Here is a 19,667-nt window from a genome sequence, read left to right as displayed (position 1 = left end):
TTTTTGTGGAACAAGCAAATTCATGTCTTGTGGAACAGGCATCTTGCCTGTTCATGAAAATGGTGCAACATCTCAGATATTACCGAGTTTGAAAGATATTCTGCACCATTTTTTTATCTACACTTGCCGCCGCCTTATCCAATTCGGCAATCTCCCCGGAGTCTAACTCCCAGCCCAAAGCACCAATATTATCCCTCGCCTGTGTCGCAGATTTCGCCCCCGGAATCGGAATAGTTTCTTTGCAGATGCACCAGTTGATTGCTACCTGCGAAACAGTCTTATTTCTGAAGGCAGCTATTTCTCGCAAACATTCCAAAAGCGATCGCATTCCCGGAAGTAGCTGCTTGCACGCCAAACCTCGGATACCTTTAGGAAGAAGGCCATTTTCGGAATATTTACCCGTCAGCAAACCCAAGGCTAGAGGACTGTAAGCAATCAATTTTATCCCCAATTCATCGCAAACATCTTTCAATCCGAGTTCTGTCACCGGATAGGTAGAAAGTAGCGAATATTGCACTTGTAAAGTAACAATAGGAATTTGGCGATCGCTAAATTTCCGATGCACCCATTTCAGCCGTTTTGGCCCGTAATTAGACAAGCCCACTCCCTTGACCAATCCTTGCTCATAAAGGTCAGCCAAACCGTCTAAAAGAGCCCCCTCTTGCCAAGGAGCGTAATTAGCTGTAGACCAGTGCATTTGCACCAGATCTACATTTTTTCCGAGGCGCGAAGCAGAGGCTTTGCAAGCCGATATCATTGATTGTCGCGTCAGTCTCCAAGGATAAGCAGCCAGTTTTGTCGCAATACAAATACTGTCTTTATTTGTACCTTGATATTGTTGAGAAAACTGCCCCAAAAGCTGTTCGCTGCGTCCGTTTAATTTGCCAGTTCCGTAAGAGTCGCCAGTATCGAATAAAGTGACGCCGTTACTAACACAAAGATTGAAAACGGCTTGCAATTCATCGTCCATACTTTCATTGTAGCCCCAGAGCAATCGGTTGCCCCAAGCCCAAGTACCGCAGCCCATTTTTGGCAGTAAAAATTTTTGCTTTGTTTGCATTTTTATTGATGGTAGTTGTTGGTAATACGGATATTTTATAGGAACATAAGTCGGTATCCCCTAGCCCCCAGTAGAGCTGTTTCATTCTGCCACGGGCCGCCAGGGACTCAAGTCCCTGTCTAATAGCATAAGTCGGTTAAAACCGACTCAAATAGTAATCTAAATTTTGAAAATTAGAGTTACACATATATTCTGCGCTAACTCTATACAAAAACAGTTTTGATAGAATTGCTACAGTCGTCTTTAGACGACTTCAGCTATGAGACAGGGGTTTAAACCCCTGTCGGACTGTTGGACTAATGGCAGACCGTACAAAATTACCAATGACTGATGACTCTTTAAATCTTGTACGTGGTTGGCGAGGGCAAAGGTGGGCTGTTTTTCGTAGGTTGCTCTGGCTTAGCTTTCGGGTCTGGTTTGGGTGGTGGCGGCGGAGGGAAAGTCGCCGCGCGTCTGGGTATTTGTAGCGCTGTTCGGAATGCAGAAGACGGGAAGAAAGCACTAAATTGAGAAAGTCGATGGGCGAGGGGTTCTGGTGCATATTCCCACAAGCTTTCGTAGTAGAAGAAAGCGACGCCTAAGCCGTATTCTTGGACTGCTTGCACCTGAGATTTAATTTGCTGAATCGGTACTGGGTTATTTCTCAAACCTGTCATAATCCCAACTCCGGTGGGAATTTTTTGCTGTGCTTCTTGCATCTCGGGACGGTTAATCTTGCCTACAAATGATTCTAAATTGGGACGGTAGACTTGCACGATTAGCTCGTCGGCAATATCCAAACGCACCCAAGTCAGCCAATCTTGAAGGTGATGTTTGTAAGCAAACTCGTAGTAATTAGGAGAAATTGAGAAAATTGCATGGGGTTTGACTGCTTTGACGGCTTGATTTAGCTGCGACATAAAAGCGGTAATTTTATTGGCTCGCCACTGCACCCATGCTGGATTTTGAAAATCTTTGGGCGGCGCTTTTTTGGTTTCTTTGGTATACAAAGCAATTGTGTAGTCATCGTATCCAAATTCAGACGGCAAACTCATGTGATCGTCAAATTGAATGCCGTCGGCGTTATATTGAGTGGTGATTTCTAGTACGAGTTGGGTAATGAATTGCTGGACTTCTGGATGAAAGGGGTTGAGCCAAACTACTTCGCCACCTGCACCGATTGATGTTTGGCTGCCGTCCTGTTTTTGTGTCAGCCAATCGGGATGATTTAATGCTAATTCTGATGTAGGAGGAGCCATGAAACCAAACTCAAACCAAGGAATTACTAGCAGGCCTTGGCGGTGAGCTTGAGCGATTAAATCTCCGATCATATCCTGTCCCTCTAACCCTCTGTAAACAAAGGGTTGAATATCTCTTTGCTGCGCTACATTGCTGGGATACATTGCATACCCAGAATTCCAGACAACGGGATAGATTGTGTTGAAATTTAACCGTTTTAGTTTGCTGACAGCATCTCCTAGTTTGCGACGATCTCTGAGGATGTCTTTGTCGTTTGTCGTCATCCAAACGCCGCGAATTTCCTGGCGGGGTTGCTGGGCGATCGCCGGAATGAAGTTGTTCGCCAGCAATACTATAATGAATGAGAGGGCAAACAGAAGCGGGAAAAGAGTTTTAATTGATCGCTGCCAACTGCGCGGAATGATGCGTAATGTCATAGTTTTGAATGGTGAGTTAGCTATTGAAACACACCCCGGCATAATTTGGTGATAAAATTTGCTCGCTCTACAGTCTACAGCCATTGGCGCTGAATGTGGAATCGGTTAAGCGAAATGGGTGGATTGATGTGCTCCGATCGCAACTGAGCTAAGTATAATCTCTGAGACAGAGGGTAAGTGACAGCATTCTGTCTAACTGCTGGGAAATCATTCATTACGCACTGCCAGCTCTCCTTACCGGACTTTGCGGCCCAAGGAGTGCGAGTGCTGTACAATATCGGTGCTGGAACATTTCGATCGAACATCTGTAATTGTGAAAGATTTAGTCTTAATTGGTGGCGGTCACAGTCATGCTATTGTATTAAAAATGTTCGGCATTAAACCGCTGCCGGGAGTACGTTTGACTCTGATTAGCGACGTGCTGCACGCCCCTTATTCGGGGATGCTGCCGGGGCACGTTGCCGGATTTTACGATTATGATCAATGTCACATCTATTTGCGATCGCTCGCGGAATTTGCCGGGTGTCAAATATTAATCGATCGGGCGATCGCGATCGACTTTAACAAAAACTTAGTTATTTGTCAAACTCACCCTTCGGTTAATTTTGATGTGCTTTCTGTGGATATTGGCAGCACTCCTGCGACTTTATCTGTACCGGGTGCCGCAGAATATGCAATTGCAGCTAAACCCGTACCGCAGTTTTTAGCTAGCTGGAACCAGTTGATAGAATCTAGGCAAAATCATCCCGATCAACCGCTGCGGATAGCGATTGTAGGCGGCGGTGCAGGCGGCGTAGAATTAGCATTAAATATGCAATCTCGATTGGGGAAGGAAGAAGGAAGAAGGAAGAGGCAAGAAGGAAGAGGCAAGAAGGAAGAGGCAAGAAGGAAGAGGGAAGAAAATTTAGAAAATTTATCATCAGAAATTCATTTGTTTCACAGCGGTGCTGAATTGATGCCTGCACATAACCATCGGGTGCGTCGTCGCCTTCAAGAAATTCTCATCAGTCGCGGAATTCAATTGCATTTAAAGGAAAAAGTCTGTGCTGTAAAAAAGATTGAGAGGGAAACCAATCCTCAATTCCCTACCAATTACCAAATTTCCTGTAAATCAGGTTTAGAATTAGAGTGCGATCGCATTTTTTGGGTAACACAAGCATCGGCAGCCCATTGGATCGGAGAATCCGGTTTAGCAGCAGATTCCAACGGCTTTATCCAAGTCAACGATTGCCTGCAATCCGTCTCTCACTCCAACGTATTTGCGGCTGGAGATATCGCAGCGATGGTTAATTATCCCCGTCCCAAAGCAGGCGTGTTTGCCGTGCGTCAGGGCAAACCGCTGTTTGAAAATTTGCAGCAGTTTTTATTGGAAAAACCGCTGAAACCCTTTGCACCGCAGGAACAATACTTAGGCTTAATTGGTACTGGGAATAAAAGGGCGATCGCCTCTCGCGGCTCTTTCATGTGGGAATCGGCGCTGCTGTGGTACTGGAAAGATTGGATCGATCGACAATTTATGCAAAAATTTAGCAATCTGCCCAAAACCCGCAATACCAAATAGCAATACATTCAGATATTCTCCTCTCTTTCTCTGCGTCCTCTGCGGTAAATAAAAAAAGTCTTATTCAAAAACCCTTTAAGCTTGCTATAGTAATATCAGAAGTCAGAAAAAATAACTATGTTCAGAAAAATTGGATTTTGGCTGATTTGGATTGCATTTAGCACCTACGCCTTTGTATTTGCACCACCCGACAGCCCAGAACAAACCATCACACTAATTACCAATCTTTCCACAGGCAAAATAGCAGACATCAACCCTTTAATTGTAGCGTTGTTCAACCTCATGGGAGTCTGGCCACTCATCTACAGTTGTGTCTTATTTGCTGACGGCAGGGGCCAAAAAATACCTGCATGGTTGTTTGCCACTTTATCCTTTGGCGTCGGCGCCTTTGCCTTGCTGCCTTATTTAGCCCTGCGCGAACCGAATCCAGAATTTTCCGGTCATAAAAATATATTTTTAAAGATATTAGACTCCCGTTTTACTGGAATTTTCTTAACATTAGCTGGTGTTGGTTTAGTTGCATTTGGCTTGACAAAAGGCGATTGGTCTGATTTTATTGCACAGTGGCAAACCAGCCGTTTTATCCACGTAATGAGTTTAGATTTTTGTATGCTTTGCCTACTATTTCCTGCCTTATTAGGAGACGATATGGCGCGCCGAGGAATGCAGAGTTCTATAGCATTTTGGGCAGTAACATTAGTACCGCTGTTCGGGCCGCTGGCTTATCTGTGCACGCGCAAACCGCTGCTGGAAACTAATACTAAAACTGTTACAAATTAGACAGCATTGCAGGGAATTTTCAGTTTAATGTAATTAATGTAAGAATCAATCACAAGTAATCAGACAAGAAACAGGCAAGATGCCTGTTTCACAATAAATAAGTTTTATGGTGGGCTGTTGCTCCTAGCCCGCCCATGAAACACTGATTACAAATAGTGCCAAATCTGAGTATTAATGTAAAAAAATATCTCCCATTTTCTAGCAAATGAAAAAATTTCCTATTGTTGGCATCACAACATACAACCGCTGTCCAGCAGGTGAATATCGCTTAAATGGAACTTATATTGATGCAGTTCAGGCGGCTGGTGGCATTCCGATTTTACTGCCGCCCCATCAATTAGATCCGGCTAGTATTTTGGACGCAGTAGATGGTTTGATTTTTTCCGGGGGCGGAGATATCAACCCAGAACTTTATGGCGGTTATGTCGATCACACAGTTTACTCAGTTAATGCAGAACGCGACAATTTTGAATTAATCTTAGCAAAGCTAGCTTTGAAGGCTGACATACCTGTGTTGGGGATTTGTCGGGGTATGCAAATGCTGAACGTAGCCAGCGGCGGCAGTTTGGTGATTCACGTACCGGATGCTTACGGAGACGAGGTTAATCACGGTTCGGGAATTCCCCCGCGTGCGATCGAGCATACCATTGAAATTGAGCCAACCAGTCGGCTAGCAAAAATTATGGGGAAAACTTCAACAACCGTTGTTTCGTGGCATCATCAAGCAGTGAGGAAGGTAACATCCGATTGGCAAATAGTAGCGAATGCACCTGACACTTTGGTAGAAGCAATGGAACACTGCTATCACCCTTGGATGATAGCAATTCAATGGCACCCCGAAATGTCCCCAAACTGTTCATTCAACTCTCGAATTTTTCAGGCTTTCGTAGAAGCAGCAGCTTCAAGATTTATGAATTCTACCAAGTCAGAATCAAAGGCAATTCCTACATTTTTATAGTCACTTATTCTTGATAGTCAGTATCTATTTCAATATCCAGGGTATCTTCATCTATTCTGACATACAGAACATTGGGGCGACAGCAAACCTGACAATCTTCGATATAAGATTGCTCCATACCACCGCTGATATCAATAAAAGTTGTACTCGGTTCGCCGCAGAAAGCACAGTAATATTCAGCCGTTGTTTGCATCTTTCTCGCACTCTCTTTTTGTGACTTCGTGGCGGTAGCAAAACATATCTGTTAACCGCATTTCTACCCACCAACCTAACAACAAATCGACAATCGGGCCGCCCGGTATCGAAAATGCGATCGCATCTGTCAATCTAGTCTTACCATTTTCTGAGGTAAACTCGTGTCGATGAGTCCAACGTGCCATCGGCCCCTCAGTTTGTTCATCAACAAACAAGCGATATTGTTCGCACTCAGTGTGAGTCGCCACCCATTTTACAGGAATCGGCCCCAATAACAGGCGAAATTCTGATACAGCACCCACATCGAGTCCCCCTTCGCGGCGAATGATTTTCACCGGTTGCCAAGGCGGAGTCAAAAGTTGCAGAATGTCCGGCCTTTCGTGAAAGTTCCAGACTACTTCAACAGTGGCATTAATCAACGACGAATATTTAAAATTAGGCATTTTATAGATTAAGTTAAACAGTTATTTCCGATCGCGTTTCAGCATTTGCAGTATTATCCTCTGTATCAGTACAAACAGCAACCGTTAGTTTCAATCCCAAAGCATTCAGCCAAGTTCCCAGATTATAAATCGCATCACTTCCTTGCTGCGACAGCAATTCATCCAGTTTTTTTAATTGCACTTCATATTGTTCTGGAGACATCTGCTGTTTGCCAAGAGCTTCTGCTACATTGCTAAGTACCATTTTTAGCAGTTCTGCCTCCGGGTTTTCTTCTTCAAAAAAAGCCTCTACATACATAGCAGAATCTATTGGCTTTTTGAGAGATTCTATTAGAAATGGATGGTAAGGTAAACTTTTAGGCATTATCTTCACTCCTGTAATCAGTCCAGTATTTGATAGCTTGCTGTATGTCTCGGTCTTGAGTGCTTTTATCCCCGCCTATTAAAAGCAGGATAATAGTTGTGCCGACTTGTCCGAAATAGATTCGGTATCCAGGGCCATAATCTATTTTTAATTCATAGACTCCTTCTCCAACAAATCGATAATCTCCCAGATTGCCGAGTTTAACTCTGTCTAATCTCAACCTAATTCTAGCTTTAGCTTTGCCATCTCGGAGAACATTAAACCATTCCTCGAAAGGCACTCTGTTGTCTGGCGTAGTATAACGCTGAATTTCTCTCGGTTGGACTTCGGACATAATTATATTATAGTGTGTCACTCATCCCAGTATCCTGGCAATTAATTATACTCAAGAAATGCCACATCATCACCTTAGATACCCAAGATTCGGATTCAAAAATATCAACCAAATCTTTTTCTTGAATATTGTCCTCAACCATCAATGCTTTCAGTAGTGCGATACCTTTCAAGACTGGCATTGGCTCATGTTTTTATTCGTAATCATAAACAATAGTACCCAACACGTTTAAGTAATGCCGAGCGTCCTGCGTGAGATTGCTCCGACTCACAATAGAATCAATCCGATTTTTGGTAGCGATTAACTCAGCTTCGCAAGTAATTGGACACAGTGGAAAAGTTGTGATGCTCTCAATATAGTAGCTACTAGGAGTTTTTAAACCAGTCGTTATTTTTCCAGTTCTCCTTTTTACTAAACCGGAATTAGTGAATTTTCACATCCTTTTGTATGACTCATCGCCTCAGCCAAATGCTTCTTCAAAGTCGCCTCCGGTAGCGGCCCTTTTAAATGACTCCAAGGCAAAACCTGATCCAATTCCCACTCTTGAAAAACATAAAAATCCATCTCAGGCAACTGTCCCCGCAACTCCTTAAATGCCCGCCGATAACTGCCCAAAGTATCGCCGTAATGCCGCACTAATTCCAACAGCCGAGACAACCGCCGATCGCCCTTTGACAACAAACCCTGAATTACCGACCAGTTATAGCTTTCAGGTCTAAATTCTAAACCTAACTTCCGCAATTCTTTATCTAAAAACTTCAGCCTCTTCTCTGCATCTTTATTCACTCCAAACCACTGAAAAGGAGTGTGAGATTTCGGGACAAAAGTGCTGCATCCCAGAGTCAACCGCAAACCGGGAGCGGCTTTTCTAATCGCCCGCATCATCTCCACCGTCTCCTCTAAATCCTCCATCTCTTCGCCGGGAATTCCCGCCATCCCGTAAAGTTTAATTCCCTTTAAGCCGCCAGCCTTAGCATTGATAGCAGCTTGAATAATTTCGTCATTTGTGAGTTTTTTGTTAACGATTTTGCGTAGGCGATCGCTCCCGCTTTCCACCGCAATTGTCACAGATTTGCTGTCTCTGTGGGTCAATATTTCTGCTAGCTTAACTGTCACCGTATTCGTCCTTACCGAAGAAAGACTCAGCCGCACGCCGTCGTATTTCGGATGATTCAAATGATCCAGCAACGCTTCAAATTCCGGGTGCTGAGTCACCGAAGCACCCAACAAACCCAAACGATTAGTCACAGCTAAACCGCGATCGATCGCCGGAATTAGCGAACCCTCCAAACTCGCAGTTCTAAAAGGCAAAGTCAGATAACTTGCCAAACAAAAACGGCACATTTCCGGACAACTCCGAACCACTTCCACCATGTAAATATTTTCCCAAGCCGCTTTTTCTGTCACCACAGTGGAAGCAGATAAAGTATTGCCGCGATAAGTCTGTTTTTCCACCATACTGGGAATTCCCGAATCGACAGGCTGAATCGATTTAATACCCTCAGCCACATCCAGATAAGTTACTTCGTACAAACTGGGGACGTAAACTCCCGGAACTTGGGCTAAATGCCGCAATTTAGTTTGTCTATCTGCTTTACGGACTTCTTTATAAGCATCAATAAAATTGTCAATGAGATGTTCACCATCTCCGAGCAAAATCACATCAAAGAAATCGGCAAAAGGTTCGGGATTAGCAGTAAAAACAGGGCCACCGCCGAAGACGATCGGATGATTATCAGTTCGTTTTGACGCCCAAATCGGAATTTCTAGAGATTCCAATAAATTGAGAATATTTACATAGTCTAGTTCCCAAGAAAGCGAAAATCCCAGTAATTCTGGATGTCGGGGAAGTTGTTCGCGGATATCAGTAAATAAACGACCCACTTCAATATCCGATCGCACAGCCAAAGTTGCCCACACTATCTGATAGCCGAGACTGGTAATACCCACCGTGTACTCGTTGGGAAAAGCGAAAATAGTCGGGATAGCATCAGCATCGGGGGTTGCTGGGGCAAATAGTAAGCGTTCTTGAGCAAAGGGATTAGGAGTCATCCGATTTTAGATTTTAGATTTTAGATTTTAGATTTTAGATTTGGGAATTTATCCCACCGATAAATCCGGGAGTTTGTGACCAAATTGCTTGTGATCGCGGGCAAGTTTAGCCTTAGCACTAAAAAATCTAATTATAGCTCATAAATGACTCTAACTTTAAGTTGATACCTATACCTTCTGACAACAGACAACGGACAAATGACCGAAAGCAATTGGTGGTGAGGCCCCTAGCTTTGTTAGTGGATAAGCAAAAAAAGCTCCGCACTCGATAAACCTGAGAACGGTACAGCCCATGAATGGGTTAATCTAAAATCTAAAATCTAAAATTGATTGACTTCTTAAAAGTTACTCTTAAATAGAATTGCGATCGTCCTGAGTTCTCGGAGTAGTCGGAGTAGGCGGTGCACTGTGAAAAGTTGCAATCAGCAAACAGATAATTCCAGCATTAATAAACACATCAGCTAGATTAAACACCGGGAACCGAATCAGCCGAAAATCGATAAAATCTACAACATGGCCCGAAACAAATCTATCGATCCCGTTCCCCAGTGCTCCACCCAAAATCAAACCGTAGCCAGCTTGTTCCCAGCGGTTAATTCGCGGCCCGAACCAAGCCAGCACTATCAATCCCACACTAACGCCCAAAGACAGCCAGCGCAACCAAATCGCCCCGCCATTGCTGAACAGACTAAAAGCCGCACCGGTATTAACAACATAAGTGAAGTGAAACACTCCGGGTAACAGCGGCTGTGTCTGCGGAGGAACCGTCAAGTCAAAATTTTGTACCACCCAAAACTTAGTTAGGTGGTCTAAAACTAAACTGATAGCAGCAGCAATCCAGAACAAGGGATTTCTTTTAAAACGCATGGATTAAGCAATAGAAAATGGGGCATCGGGCATGGGATAATTTACTCAAATTTCGCTGGTTATTGTCAGCAGAATGCAGTGCAGCAAAGCAATCCCAGCCGCAGCGAGATGACTCTCCCGTTGGGCAATGATAGTATAACCTTATTTGACACAACTACCAATCCCCGATTACCGATTACCAATTCCCAATTCCCAATTCCCAATTCCCCAATTAATTAATAAAACATCAAGCGGCGTAAAGTAAATGACAGCACTGCGATCGCACAAACTACCGCCAATTGTCCCGGCAGGGGATAAATCGAATATTTAAGAATCTCATCGAATAAAGGTGTTGTTTTTGCCGGAGGTAGCCAGTAAGTAAAAATTAGATAAATTAAGCCGATCGCGTGAACGGTGAACAAACCACACAAACAGCTAAAAGCCATAGATTCTAGCCGCGAAGCCACCTTAAAAGCCACCCAGCCGCACACCCAAGCACCAGGCACAAAACCCAGCAAATACCCAAAACTCGCTTCTTTGAGATAGCCGAGGCCACCGCCTTGAGAAAAAACTGGCCACAAAGTTAATCCTAATGCCAAATAGGCAATTTGCGAGAGAGCCGCAGCATTTTTCCCCCCCATGCAGCCTACTAGCAATACGGCTCCTATTTGATAGGTAACACCTAAAGAGTACGCCTGAAGTCCTCGATCGTCCCACAACCCGATCGGAATTGTGACAGATGCAGGCAAAAAAGTGCCTCCTATCGTCAGGAGCAAACCAATAACAGCCCAGATTAATTCAATAGGAGCAGGCATTATAGCAGAAGAAAGAAGGAAGACCGAAGTTGCAATCGACCGTTTATTTTTGTGCACTTAAGAACGTCCTAACCGTCCGGGCGGTTGCTATATCATCAAACAGCATTCGTCAGAATGTATTTGTCAGATGCAAGCTTCCATGCCCGCAGCTTTTAAATTCTTAATACTAGCACTACTCTCAAAATAACCACCATTGTATGGTTTTCTGGCTCTCAAGCCTCGATCTTGTGATAATTTAATGGGGAATTTTTCAGGATCGGGCGATCGACTACTTGTTTCCGTAGCTATTTCTCTGCCATATATCTTATATATTCAGACTTGTCAAGCTCATAAATAACATTCATAATATTAATTAATATTAAATTGCGATCAAGTGTAAAGATTCTTAACCTAACCTTTACTTTTGCGCGCTATGCTGATGCGGGACACCCCTATAACGATCGCAGATTTTTTATACCTATGCTTTTTCGTCTCAACTTGATTAATTCAAACCGTCTGACTACTGCAATTTCCGCTATGGCGATCGCCCTCAGTGTAGCAGCTTGCGGCGGTGGCAGCACAACCACAAGCAGCAGCCCCAGCCCCGGCGACACCGCAGCATCCCCCGGCGCATCGCCCGTTGCAGCCACCGGCACAGCGGAAAACACCAAACTCGCCCTAGCCTCAGACGTAGCCATCACCGCAGCCGGCGCCTCATTCCCCGCCCCTCTGTACCAGCGTTGGTTTCAAGACTTCAACAAAATCAACCCCAAAGTACAAATTAACTATCAATCAGTAGGCAGCGGCGCCGGAGTCGAACAATTTACCAAAGGCACAGTAGACTTTGGGGCCAGCGACACCGGCATGAAAGACGACGAAATCGCCAAAGTTCCAGCAGACAAAGGCGTGATCTTGCTGCCCATGACAGCCGGCAGCATCGTCATCGGCTACAACCTGCCAGACTTAGCCGAACCACTGAAACTGCCACGGGATGTTTACGCAGATATCTTCGCCGGTAAAATTACCAACTGGAACGATCCCAAAATTGCAGCGGCCAACCCGGGCGCTAAATTGCCAGACCAAGCCATCACCATCGTCCACCGTTCCGACGGTAGCGGTACAACCGCCGTCTTCACCAAACACCTGAGTGCCATCAGCCCCGACTGGAAAAGTGCAGTAGGCGACGGCAAAACAGTACAGTGGCCCGTAGGCGTAGGCGCAAAAGGCAACGAAGGCGTCACAGCCCAAATTCTGCAAACCGTAGGCAGCATCGGCTACATAGAATACGGCTATGCCAAAAACAACAATGTCAAATTTGCATCTTTGGAAAACAAAGCAGGCAGCTTTGTCGCACCTACCGACGAATCAGCTTCTCAAGCTTTAGCAACTGTGCCGATGCCGGAAAACCTGCGAGCATTTATCGAAGACCCCGAAGGCGCTCAATCCTATCCAATTGTCACCTACACTTGGATGCTCGTCCCCAAAACAGTTACTGACCCCAACAAAGCCAAAACCATCGAGGCAATGGTTGAATACGGCTTGAATGAAGGTCAAAAAGTTAGTTCCGAATTGGGCTACGTTCCTCTGCCGCAAAGCGTTAAAGAAAAAGTAGCCGCGGCCGCTGACGGCATCAGCCCAGACTACAAGATTGAGGTTGCAAAATAGTAACTGTTGACTGTTGACTGTTGTCCGTTGTCAGAGGGAACAAAAGCCCTTGGGCATTGCGCGTGCGGGTAAAAATCAGCAAGAACGAAGAGAGATATTTCTGTGGGGCGGGTTTTACCAGAAATATTTGTTAAAAAGTCAGGGGATTAATCAATCCGCCCCACTTATATGTAACAATCGGTGCATCTGTGTAGGGGTGGGTTTGACCAGAAATACTTGTTGAAAAGTTAGGGTATTAATAAACCCGCCCCTCTTTGATTTTATTTATGGTCTTTCTTTCTGCTTCCTTCTAGCTTTTTCCGAAACAGGCTATTTTCGGCTACTATATATTTGGTTTTTTTTTCTATGATTTCAGATAATCACAGCGCTCAATCAGAGAGCCGATCGCGCTCTGGGGCAGAAAAATCCTTAGACCAAGGCTTTATCTGGCTGACGCGGATTTTGGGCATAGGAGTTGGTGTAATTTTGCTGCTAATCGCGCTCACCGTTGCTTACAGGGCTTTACCTGCGATTCAACAGTACGGTTTGGGATTTCTATTTAGCAGTAGCTGGAATCCGGTTAAAGAAGAGTACGGTGCGCTGCCGATGATTTACGGGACGATCGTCAGTTCGGCGATCGCGCTCCTAATTGCAGTACCATTAGGAGTAGGGACTGCCATCTTCTTAAGTGAAGATTTTTTGCCACTGCCAGTGCGGACAGCTTTAGTTTTTTTAGTAGAACTTTTAGCCGCCATTCCCAGCGTAGTCTACGGTTTGTGGGGAATTGCTGTATTGATTCCCCTGATTACCACTCTCGGCAAGTTTCTCAACGGTACTTTCGGATGGCTGCCGATTTTTAGCACCCCGCCAGTCGGCCCGGGAATGTTACCAGCCGGAGTAATTTTGGGAATCATGACTTTGCCCATTATTACTGCTATCTCCCGCGACTCTTTGGCAAGTCTCCCCCCCGACTTGCGGCAAGCATCTCTAGGTTTAGGAGCTACTCGCTGGACAACAATTTTTAGAGTGCTCGTACCGGCGGCTTTTTCCGGCATTGTCGGCGGAATTATGCTCGGGCTCGGTCGCGCCATGGGAGAAACAATGGCTGCAACTCTGTTAATTGGCAATTCCAATCAGTTAAGTCTTTCTGTGCTAGCTCCGGCAAATACTATTGCTTCTCTGATGGCAAATCAGTTTGCGGAAGCCTCTGGATTGCAAGTATCAGCTCTGATGTACACTGGGCTAATTCTGTTTATTATGACACTGATTGTTAATATTTTGGCAGAGTGGATTGTTTCTCAAGTAAGAGCGAAGTACAACTAGAAGTTTGCCGCCATTTCCTACATAGTTTTAGTTTATGTCAAATAGCGTCTCCGATGAGAATTCTTTGGAATCGAAAACAAGCAGTTTAAAGAAGGTTAAAAACAGCCCACAAGCGCTGTTTAGTCTGGGGATGACTGTACTCGCTGGAGCTAGTCTGGCCATTACTCTGCTGCCTTTATTTGCAGTTCTTTCCTATGTCACCGTACAAGGTTTCAATCGCCTGAATTTAGACTTGTTTACCAAGCTGCCACCGCCGCCCGGACTATCGGGAGGGGGTATTGCTAATGCAATTCTCGGTACATTGATGACGGTGGGGATTGCTTCTTTAATTGCTGTTCCTTTTGGTGTATTGGCCGCCGTTTATTTGTCGGAATTCAGCAGTGGTCAAGTAGCTCGCTGGGTACGCTTTGCTACTAATGTCCTCAGCGGCGTTCCTTCGATTATTGCCGGGGTATTTGCCTACGGTTTGTTCGTGGTAAATATGGGAGGTTTTTCGGCAATTGCAGGGGGGGCGGCGTTGGCTGTGCTGATGTTGCCGACGATTGTGCGGACTACTGACGAAGCTCTACAAATCGTCCCGCAAGATATTAGATGGGCGTCGGTTGGTGTGGGTGCTTCTAATTATCAGACGGTGTTGCAGGTGGTTTTGCCTGCGGCAATTCCGGCTATTTTAACGGGTGTGACACTGGCAATTGCTCGCGCTGCTGGAGAAACTGCTCCTTTGATTTTTACGGCGCTCAATTCGCCTTTTTGGCCGGCAGGATTTGATAAGCCAACTCCGAGTCTTTCGGTTTTGGTGTACAACTTTGCAACGGTTCCTTTTAAGGCACAGAAAGAATTGGCTTGGGCGGCATCGTTGATTTTGGTGATTATGGTTTTGCTGACGAGTATTCTTTCTCGCTGGGCTACTCGCCAAAAAGTTTATTGAAGTCATTATTTATTAGTTATTAGTTATTAGTTAGTAGTTATTAGTTAGTCGCTGGGTAAGGCTAATAACCAATAATTAACAATCAATAACCAATAATATTTTCGGCTTAATTTGTAAAATTTGAGAGGATAGTTACCTGTATGATGATGGATTTAGACCACCAAACGGAAACAGTTTTACGGACAGAAAATATCAATATTTTTTACGGCGCTTTTCACGCGGTTAAAAATGTTTCAATGGAGATTCCTAAAAATCGCATTACTGCCTTGATTGGGCCGTCGGGGTGCGGAAAAAGTACAATTCTGCGATCTTTTAACCGCCTCAACGATTTGGTTAGCGGTTTTCGTTTAGAGGGTAGAATTGATTACCACGGTCAAAATCTTTACGATCCTGATATTGATGCTGTGGCGGTGCGCCGCAAGATTGGGATGGTGTTTCAAAAGCCGAATCCTTTCCCGAAGTCGATTTATGACAATATTGCTTACGGTGCGAGGGTGAACAATTATAAGGGGGATATGGATGAGCTGGTGGAAAAATCGCTCAGCCAAGCTTATTTGTGGGATGAGGTGAAGGATAAGTTGAAGCAAAGCGGTTTTTCTCTTTCGGGTGGCCAGCAGCAGCGTTTGTGTATTGCTAGGGCGATCGCGATTAATCCTGATGTAGTGTTAATGGATGAACCTTGCGCTTCTCTTGACCCGATTTCTACGATTAAGATTGAGGAGTTGATGCGGGAACTCAAGGAGAAGTATACGATCGTGATCGTTACTCACAATATGCAGCAGGCTTCTCGGGTTTCTGACCTGACCGCTTTTTTCAATGCTAAACTTTCTGACGATGGGAAGCGGTTTGGCTATCTTGTGGAGTGTGATAAGACTGAGGTAATTTTCCAAAGTCCGAAGGAAGAGTCTACTTTAGATTATGTCAGCGGCCGTTTTGGTTGAGTCCCCGACAGGTTGAAACCTGTCGCTACACAAACGAAGTTTCTGTCTAAGAGACTAACAATATTTAATTTGCTGAGTCTGGTAGCGACAAAAAAAACTGGGTAAAACTTTCCTGAATTGAGAATCCCGCTTTCTCTAAGAAAGCGGGATTCTGGGTTTTATGATTAAAAGCTCGATCGTACTTTTTGCAGATACAAGCCACTGATTTTTGTGAAGAAATGCTCGAAGAGTTCACATATTCTTCATCCAATGCTTTAACAGGTTTTCTTTGACCATGTTTTGACGCATAACTTCAAGCAAGTATTCTTGAGCTTGGTCTTGGCTTAACCTTTTGACTTCTTCGCGCAGCACTTGAAGTTTGAACTGCTGTTCCATGCTGAGGCTGGTTGTAGGCATATCCATAAATCGCTCCTCCAGTTTGCTGAGATTGATGCGAAATTGATCGGAATGACGTTTCGCAGGATTTGTTGTGTCTCCTACATTGTAAACTATCATAACATTCACTTGACAATATGTCCAAAGTACACATTTTGAAACTAATTTGTGTAGCAAAAGTACATCTAAGTGGGGGGAGCTCTATCATAAAAAGGCGTCAAGAGCGGGAAGCATAAGCCAAAGGAGATAGTTTGTATGGATGCAATGGAGTTTTTTCAAAGCAGTGCTGGGGAGTGGCGTTCTCAGCGCAGCACTCACCACCTCGCTTTCCGCCAAGCGGAGATTGGGGATTCAAATATTCAGGTAACAGCCCTGGCCGCGGATGACGCGCGAGTGGCGGAGATTTGCAAGATGCACGAAGTCGATCCGAGCCGGGCTGCTGGGGGAGCTTTTGTGACTTGGCACGGCTCGATGGCGTGGGATAAGGATGATGAGAATCACAAGGGGTCTACGGTGTTCGCGATCGTCCCCGATCCTGAAAATCCCCGGCAGGGCTTGATGTTGCGCGAACGGGGCTATGCGGAAATTGTGCCGGTGGCTGGCCGTTTTGAGATGGATGACGAGGATGGGCTGCTGCTGATTACGGAATACGAGACGATGAGTTCGATCGAGCGTTTCTGGTTTGCTAATCCGAACGTGCGGATGCGGACGAGTACCGTAAAGCGCTTTGGCGGTTTCAGCACATCGACTTTTTGTACCGAAATTCGGGTGCAACCAGACTCGGATGCAACATCAGAAGCAGCAGCAGATCAAGTGGCCACCAGCGAGTTTTATTCGGCTCTGGGCTGGTAATTTGGCAGTCAACAGACATACAGACAACAGTCAACAGTCAACAAATGTTACAGATTGTTGCAAAAATTCAGGAAAATCAGATTTAGATTGCGGGAATCCCCTAATCTGTATGTTGGTTAGTTGTATCCGTTTTGCTGGCAGCTCACGGTGTCAACTATTTCTGAAATTTGAGATAACGGAGATTTTAACGTGGCGCTTCCTTTATTAAGCTACGCCCCCAACAGCCAAAACCAGCGCGTTGCTGGTTTTGAAGTGGGGAGCGACGAGCAGCCGAGAATTTTCACAACTGAAAATGTGCTCTCGTCTGGAGACATGGAAAATTTGATTTGGGCTGGATATCGCCAGATTTACAGCGAACACCAAATCCTCAAGAGCAACCGCCAAAAGTCTTTGGAGTCGCAACTCAAGTTCGGCCAAATTACTGTGCGGGACTTTATTCGCGGTTTGGCGACTTCTTCTCCTTTCTTGGAGCGGAATTATCAAACTAACAGCAATTACCGGTTTGTGGAAATGTGCGTGCAGCGCATTTTGGGCCGGGATGTGTACAGCGAGCGCGAAAAGATTGCTTGGTCGATCGTGGTAGCCAATAAGGGGCCTCAAGGCTTTATTGACGAGTTGGTCAATAGCGAAGAGTACCTGGATAAGTTCGGCTACGATACCGTACCTTACCAGCAGCGCCGAATTTTGCCTCAGCGAGTTGGAGGGGACACTCCTTTCAACTTGAAGACGCCCCGCTACAGCGAATACCACCGTTCGCAGCTTGGCTTCCCGCAAATCATCTGGCAGACTGGCGTGCGCCGTTTTGTTCCTCAAGAGCAGCAACCGAAGGCTGGCGATCCGTCGAACTATTTGGGTATGGCGCGCAATATGCCCATGCCTGCTAGTCCGCCACAGCGCGTGCCTCTGGCTAATATCAATATCGAGACGATGGTTCCCCGTCGCCGGTAATTGATGCTGCCCTGATGCGATTATTTGTGTCGGGCGCTCAACTGAATCGATCGGCTTTTAGGCTGAGAGAGTTTTGAGTCTTGAGTTTTGAGGTTTGAGTTTTTTACTAAACTTGGAATCCAAAACTCGGGACTCATAATTTTTTGTCATTAGGAAGAAGGAAGAAGGAAGAAGGGAGAAGGAAGAGAGAAGAAGGAAGAAAAATAATTAGACCTTTTCTCATTGTCAAGTCTAAGTGCATAGGTGCATTTATGCAGCCGCAATATAACGAAGATGCTGGAAAACCATTGCGTCGCCATGCTAAACAGCTTCGTGCCAAAGCCTTATACAGGTACGGTGCCGCGACAGGGCTAGTGTTGTTGCCACTGCTGGTATACGCGGTAGCACCTTTTGCTCCTTTATTTTTGGTCGCGGCTCTTTTGATAGGGGCATTAATCGCCCTTCCGTTCATTGAGGACGGGAAAACGTTTTGGAAATCGTCTCAGAGATTTGACCAAGGGGCCTGTGGTGAAGAAAAGATTCAGCAAGTTTTGGAGTCCCTAATCCAATCTGGATGGATAGCTGAGTACAATTTAAGATTGCCGGAAGTAGGCGATATCGATGTGTGGATGCGATCGCCTAAAGGAGTCAATTTTATCCTTGATGTGAAGTCTCACTCAACCGTAGTTCTGTTGGAGGGGGATGTACTCAAGCGTCAATCTTACGACGGGAAATTGAGAGATTTTGAGAAAGATTTTCTGGCACAGATTGCCAAAGAAGTCACGGCTATCAAAAAAGCTAAGAAGTTAACCAAGGTCACTCCAGTAGTTGTATTTAGCGATGCCAAGGTGAGTTTTAGCAACAAAAAGAAGATTAGGGGTGCTTACGTCATGGAACTGGGCACTCTGGTGTCAGGGTTGCAAGAACTCGATCGCACTTAGAGGAGTAGATAAAAGTGGGACAAATGAGAGCAACGACTACATCGATATGTTGGACATCAAAAATTTGCACCGATTGCTACCATCCCCGACCTGCACTAGCATCTAAGTGACACTTGTGCTATAAAAAATAGTTAAGCTATCAATAATATTCTGGAGGAAATATTGGACAATACAGGCAAGGTAGATGCAATTCTCAACGCATGGTTCGACTACATTGATTTGGATGATTACAGTAACGCCAGGATTGAAGTAGCCAATCACGATAAGGTCAAACTGCGCGAGAGCAGGCTAGTCGGCGATAGTGTATTAATTGAGCCAGCTATCTTTGAAGAGCTACAACAAAAAGTTAACCAAAGGCAACAAGGTCAACAGGAACCAGTATGGGTTTTATCCTTTCCGCAAGTTTTAGATGTAGAAAAGGGAAAATCTTATCTTTGTCCTTTGTTTAACTTGGAAGTTACATCCATTCTCAAAGGAGAATACCGAGAAGAGGGATGGAACTTAGACGAGTTCAAACTAACAGAAGCAGGAGAGAACGTCACAACCTTCCTGGGACTGGATGAGAAAGAGCGAGAGGACTTGATTACCCAAGATGGGCTGCGACAATTTCTCGAAACGGTAGTGGCCAAGAAGTAATGATGGTAAGATAGTAGCCTTGATAAGTTTTTTGTGAACTATGCCGAATTGTCCCGTT

General features: G+C 45.0%; 23 protein-coding genes. 11 read left to right on the top strand and 12 right to left on the bottom strand.

What is annotated here, in order from left to right:
• Window positions 1-79: 79 nt before the first annotated feature.
• The 3 genes from QUA10_RS20945 to QUA10_RS20935 form a co-directional block, all read right to left on the bottom strand.
• Entirely contained in the window at window positions 80-1,060 is a 981-nt protein-coding gene (locus tag QUA10_RS20945) for an aldo/keto reductase (RefSeq protein ID WP_333084531.1), read from the bottom strand.
• A gap of 338 nt (window positions 1,061-1,398) precedes the next feature.
• On the bottom strand, window positions 1,399-2,799 hold the full coding sequence (locus QUA10_RS20940) for a glycoside hydrolase family 10 protein (RefSeq protein WP_333084529.1): 1,401 nt from the start codon (window positions 2,797-2,799) through the stop codon (window positions 1,399-1,401).
• The gene (locus QUA10_RS20935; protein WP_333084527.1) at window positions 2,790-3,020 is read right to left on the bottom strand and encodes a hypothetical protein; all 231 of its coding nucleotides are present in this window, start codon (window positions 3,018-3,020) and stop codon (window positions 2,790-2,792) included. Before QUA10_RS20935 ends, QUA10_RS20940 begins: the two co-directional genes overlap by 10 nt.
• 8 nt (window positions 3,021-3,028) lie before the next feature.
• On the opposite strand from QUA10_RS20935, the gene QUA10_RS20930 reads away from it, so the two are divergent.
• The 3 genes from QUA10_RS20930 (at window position 3,029) to QUA10_RS20920 (ending at window position 6,014) form a co-directional block, all read left to right on the top strand.
• Complete coding sequence (locus tag QUA10_RS20930) at window positions 3,029-4,276, top strand: FAD-dependent oxidoreductase (protein WP_333084525.1); 1,248 nt, start codon at window positions 3,029-3,031, stop codon at window positions 4,274-4,276.
• Window positions 4,277-4,393: 117 nt separating this feature from the next.
• A complete protein-coding gene (locus QUA10_RS20925) occupies window positions 4,394-5,056 on the top strand; it encodes a DUF2834 domain-containing protein (RefSeq protein WP_333084524.1) in 663 nt (220 codons plus the stop codon).
• A 205-nt stretch (window positions 5,057-5,261) separates the two neighbouring features.
• Window positions 5,262-6,014, top strand: a complete 753-nt coding sequence (locus tag QUA10_RS20920) for a gamma-glutamyl-gamma-aminobutyrate hydrolase family protein (RefSeq protein WP_333084523.1) — start codon at window positions 5,262-5,264, stop codon at window positions 6,012-6,014.
• Between the two features lie 4 nt (window positions 6,015-6,018).
• Here QUA10_RS20920 and QUA10_RS20915 read toward each other — a convergent pair whose 3' ends face one another.
• From QUA10_RS20915 to QUA10_RS20880, 8 genes are all read right to left on the bottom strand, one after another.
• Complete coding sequence (locus tag QUA10_RS20915) at window positions 6,019-6,207, bottom strand: CPXCG motif-containing cysteine-rich protein (RefSeq protein WP_333084521.1); 189 nt, start codon at window positions 6,205-6,207, stop codon at window positions 6,019-6,021.
• Entirely contained in the window at window positions 6,191-6,652 is a 462-nt protein-coding gene (locus QUA10_RS20910; RefSeq protein WP_333084520.1) for an SRPBCC family protein, read from the bottom strand. The genes QUA10_RS20915 and QUA10_RS20910 overlap by 17 nt, the downstream gene beginning before the upstream one ends.
• Window positions 6,653-6,665: 13 nt before the next feature.
• Window positions 6,666-7,016 (bottom strand): transcriptional regulator, encoded by a 351-nt coding sequence (locus tag QUA10_RS20905; protein WP_333084519.1) that lies wholly within the window; start codon window positions 7,014-7,016, stop codon window positions 6,666-6,668.
• Window positions 7,009-7,350, bottom strand: a complete 342-nt coding sequence (locus QUA10_RS20900) for a type II toxin-antitoxin system RelE/ParE family toxin (RefSeq protein ID WP_333084517.1) — start codon at window positions 7,348-7,350, stop codon at window positions 7,009-7,011. The genes QUA10_RS20905 and QUA10_RS20900 overlap by 8 nt, the downstream gene beginning before the upstream one ends.
• 7 nt (window positions 7,351-7,357) lie before the next feature.
• Complete coding sequence (locus QUA10_RS20895; protein WP_333086358.1) at window positions 7,358-7,531, bottom strand: hypothetical protein; 174 nt, start codon at window positions 7,529-7,531, stop codon at window positions 7,358-7,360.
• Window positions 7,532-7,761: 230 nt separating this feature from the next.
• On the bottom strand, window positions 7,762-9,402 hold the full coding sequence (locus QUA10_RS20890; RefSeq protein ID WP_333084514.1) for a radical SAM protein: 1,641 nt from the start codon (window positions 9,400-9,402) through the stop codon (window positions 7,762-7,764).
• A 351-nt stretch (window positions 9,403-9,753) separates the two neighbouring features.
• Window positions 9,754-10,269 (bottom strand): signal peptidase II, encoded by a 516-nt coding sequence (gene lspA, locus QUA10_RS20885; RefSeq protein ID WP_333084513.1) that lies wholly within the window; start codon window positions 10,267-10,269, stop codon window positions 9,754-9,756.
• 215 nt (window positions 10,270-10,484) lie between these two features.
• Window positions 10,485-11,063, bottom strand: coding sequence for a biotin transporter BioY (locus QUA10_RS20880; protein ID WP_333084512.1), 579 nt, complete (start codon window positions 11,061-11,063; stop codon window positions 10,485-10,487).
• A gap of 459 nt (window positions 11,064-11,522) precedes the next feature.
• Between QUA10_RS20880 and pstS the strand changes: the two genes are divergently transcribed.
• From pstS to pstB, 4 genes are all read left to right on the top strand, one after another.
• Window positions 11,523-12,707 carry a phosphate ABC transporter substrate-binding protein PstS gene (gene pstS / locus QUA10_RS20875; RefSeq protein ID WP_333084511.1) on the top strand — a complete coding sequence of 395 codons (1,185 nt, stop codon included), beginning with the start codon at window positions 11,523-11,525 and terminating at the stop codon, window positions 12,705-12,707.
• A gap of 345 nt (window positions 12,708-13,052) precedes the next feature.
• A complete protein-coding gene (gene pstC, locus QUA10_RS20870; protein WP_333084510.1) occupies window positions 13,053-14,009 on the top strand; it encodes a phosphate ABC transporter permease subunit PstC in 957 nt (318 codons plus the stop codon).
• A gap of 34 nt (window positions 14,010-14,043) precedes the next feature.
• A complete protein-coding gene (gene pstA, locus QUA10_RS20865; RefSeq protein ID WP_333084509.1) occupies window positions 14,044-14,937 on the top strand; it encodes a phosphate ABC transporter permease PstA in 894 nt (297 codons plus the stop codon).
• Between the two features lie 140 nt (window positions 14,938-15,077).
• On the top strand, window positions 15,078-15,878 hold the full coding sequence (gene pstB, locus QUA10_RS20860) for a phosphate ABC transporter ATP-binding protein PstB (protein WP_333084508.1): 801 nt from the start codon (window positions 15,078-15,080) through the stop codon (window positions 15,876-15,878).
• 231 nt (window positions 15,879-16,109) lie between these two features.
• Here the strand turns inward: pstB and QUA10_RS20855 are convergent, their stop codons facing one another.
• On the bottom strand, window positions 16,110-16,280 hold the full coding sequence (locus QUA10_RS20855; protein WP_242716365.1) for an NblA/ycf18 family protein: 171 nt from the start codon (window positions 16,278-16,280) through the stop codon (window positions 16,110-16,112).
• 228 nt (window positions 16,281-16,508) lie between these two features.
• Between QUA10_RS20855 and QUA10_RS20850 the strand changes: the two genes are divergently transcribed.
• The 4 genes from QUA10_RS20850 (at window position 16,509) to QUA10_RS20835 (ending at window position 19,609) form a co-directional block, all read left to right on the top strand.
• Window positions 16,509-17,105, top strand: a complete 597-nt coding sequence (locus QUA10_RS20850; RefSeq protein ID WP_333084507.1) for a phycobiliprotein lyase — start codon at window positions 16,509-16,511, stop codon at window positions 17,103-17,105.
• A 189-nt stretch (window positions 17,106-17,294) separates the two neighbouring features.
• The gene (locus QUA10_RS20845; protein WP_333084506.1) at window positions 17,295-18,053 is read left to right on the top strand and encodes a phycobilisome rod-core linker polypeptide; all 759 of its coding nucleotides are present in this window, start codon (window positions 17,295-17,297) and stop codon (window positions 18,051-18,053) included.
• Between the two features lie 143 nt (window positions 18,054-18,196).
• Window positions 18,197-18,973, top strand: a complete 777-nt coding sequence (locus tag QUA10_RS20840) for an NERD domain-containing protein (RefSeq protein WP_333084505.1) — start codon at window positions 18,197-18,199, stop codon at window positions 18,971-18,973.
• A gap of 162 nt (window positions 18,974-19,135) precedes the next feature.
• On the top strand, window positions 19,136-19,609 hold the full coding sequence (locus tag QUA10_RS20835; protein WP_333084503.1) for a hypothetical protein: 474 nt from the start codon (window positions 19,136-19,138) through the stop codon (window positions 19,607-19,609).
• Window positions 19,610-19,667: the final 58 nt, after the last annotated feature.

Source organism: Microcoleus sp. Pol8_D6, from assembly GCF_036700965.1.
Taxonomy (GTDB): domain Bacteria; phylum Cyanobacteriota; class Cyanobacteriia; order Cyanobacteriales; family Microcoleaceae; genus Microcoleus.
This window is presented reverse-complemented; position numbering and strand designations above follow the sequence as displayed.

Bases quoted from the DNA above. Each gene is read 5' to 3' on its own strand.
- QUA10_RS20945 (WP_333084531.1), bottom strand. From the start codon at position 1,060: ATGCAAACAAAGCAAAAATTTTTACTGCCAAAAATGGGCTGCGGTACT.
- QUA10_RS20940 (WP_333084529.1), bottom strand. From the start codon at position 2,799: ATGGCTGTAGACTGTAGAGCGAGCAAATTTTATCACCAAATTATGCCG.
- QUA10_RS20935 (WP_333084527.1), bottom strand. From the start codon at position 3,020: ATGTTCGATCGAAATGTTCCAGCACCGATATTGTACAGCACTCGCACT.
- QUA10_RS20925 (WP_333084524.1), top strand. From the start codon at position 4,394: ATGTTCAGAAAAATTGGATTTTGGCTGATTTGGATTGCATTTAGCACC.
- QUA10_RS20920 (WP_333084523.1), top strand. From the start codon at position 5,262: ATGAAAAAATTTCCTATTGTTGGCATCACAACATACAACCGCTGTCCA.
- QUA10_RS20915 (WP_333084521.1), bottom strand. From the start codon at position 6,207: ATGCAAACAACGGCTGAATATTACTGTGCTTTCTGCGGCGAACCGAGT.
- QUA10_RS20910 (WP_333084520.1), bottom strand. From the start codon at position 6,652: ATGCCTAATTTTAAATATTCGTCGTTGATTAATGCCACTGTTGAAGTA.
- QUA10_RS20905 (WP_333084519.1), bottom strand. From the start codon at position 7,016: ATGCCTAAAAGTTTACCTTACCATCCATTTCTAATAGAATCTCTCAAA.
- QUA10_RS20900 (WP_333084517.1), bottom strand. From the start codon at position 7,350: ATGTCCGAAGTCCAACCGAGAGAAATTCAGCGTTATACTACGCCAGAC.
- QUA10_RS20895 (WP_333086358.1), bottom strand. From the start codon at position 7,531: ATGCCAGTCTTGAAAGGTATCGCACTACTGAAAGCATTGATGGTTGAG.
- QUA10_RS20890 (WP_333084514.1), bottom strand. From the start codon at position 9,402: ATGACTCCTAATCCCTTTGCTCAAGAACGCTTACTATTTGCCCCAGCA.
- lspA (WP_333084513.1), bottom strand. From the start codon at position 10,269: ATGCGTTTTAAAAGAAATCCCTTGTTCTGGATTGCTGCTGCTATCAGT.
- QUA10_RS20880 (WP_333084512.1), bottom strand. From the start codon at position 11,063: ATGCCTGCTCCTATTGAATTAATCTGGGCTGTTATTGGTTTGCTCCTG.
- pstS (WP_333084511.1), top strand. From the start codon at position 11,523: ATGCTTTTTCGTCTCAACTTGATTAATTCAAACCGTCTGACTACTGCA.
- pstC (WP_333084510.1), top strand. From the start codon at position 13,053: ATGATTTCAGATAATCACAGCGCTCAATCAGAGAGCCGATCGCGCTCT.
- pstA (WP_333084509.1), top strand. From the start codon at position 14,044: ATGTCAAATAGCGTCTCCGATGAGAATTCTTTGGAATCGAAAACAAGC.
- pstB (WP_333084508.1), top strand. From the start codon at position 15,078: ATGATGATGGATTTAGACCACCAAACGGAAACAGTTTTACGGACAGAA.
- QUA10_RS20855 (WP_242716365.1), bottom strand. From the start codon at position 16,280: ATGGATATGCCTACAACCAGCCTCAGCATGGAACAGCAGTTCAAACTT.
- QUA10_RS20850 (WP_333084507.1), top strand. From the start codon at position 16,509: ATGGATGCAATGGAGTTTTTTCAAAGCAGTGCTGGGGAGTGGCGTTCT.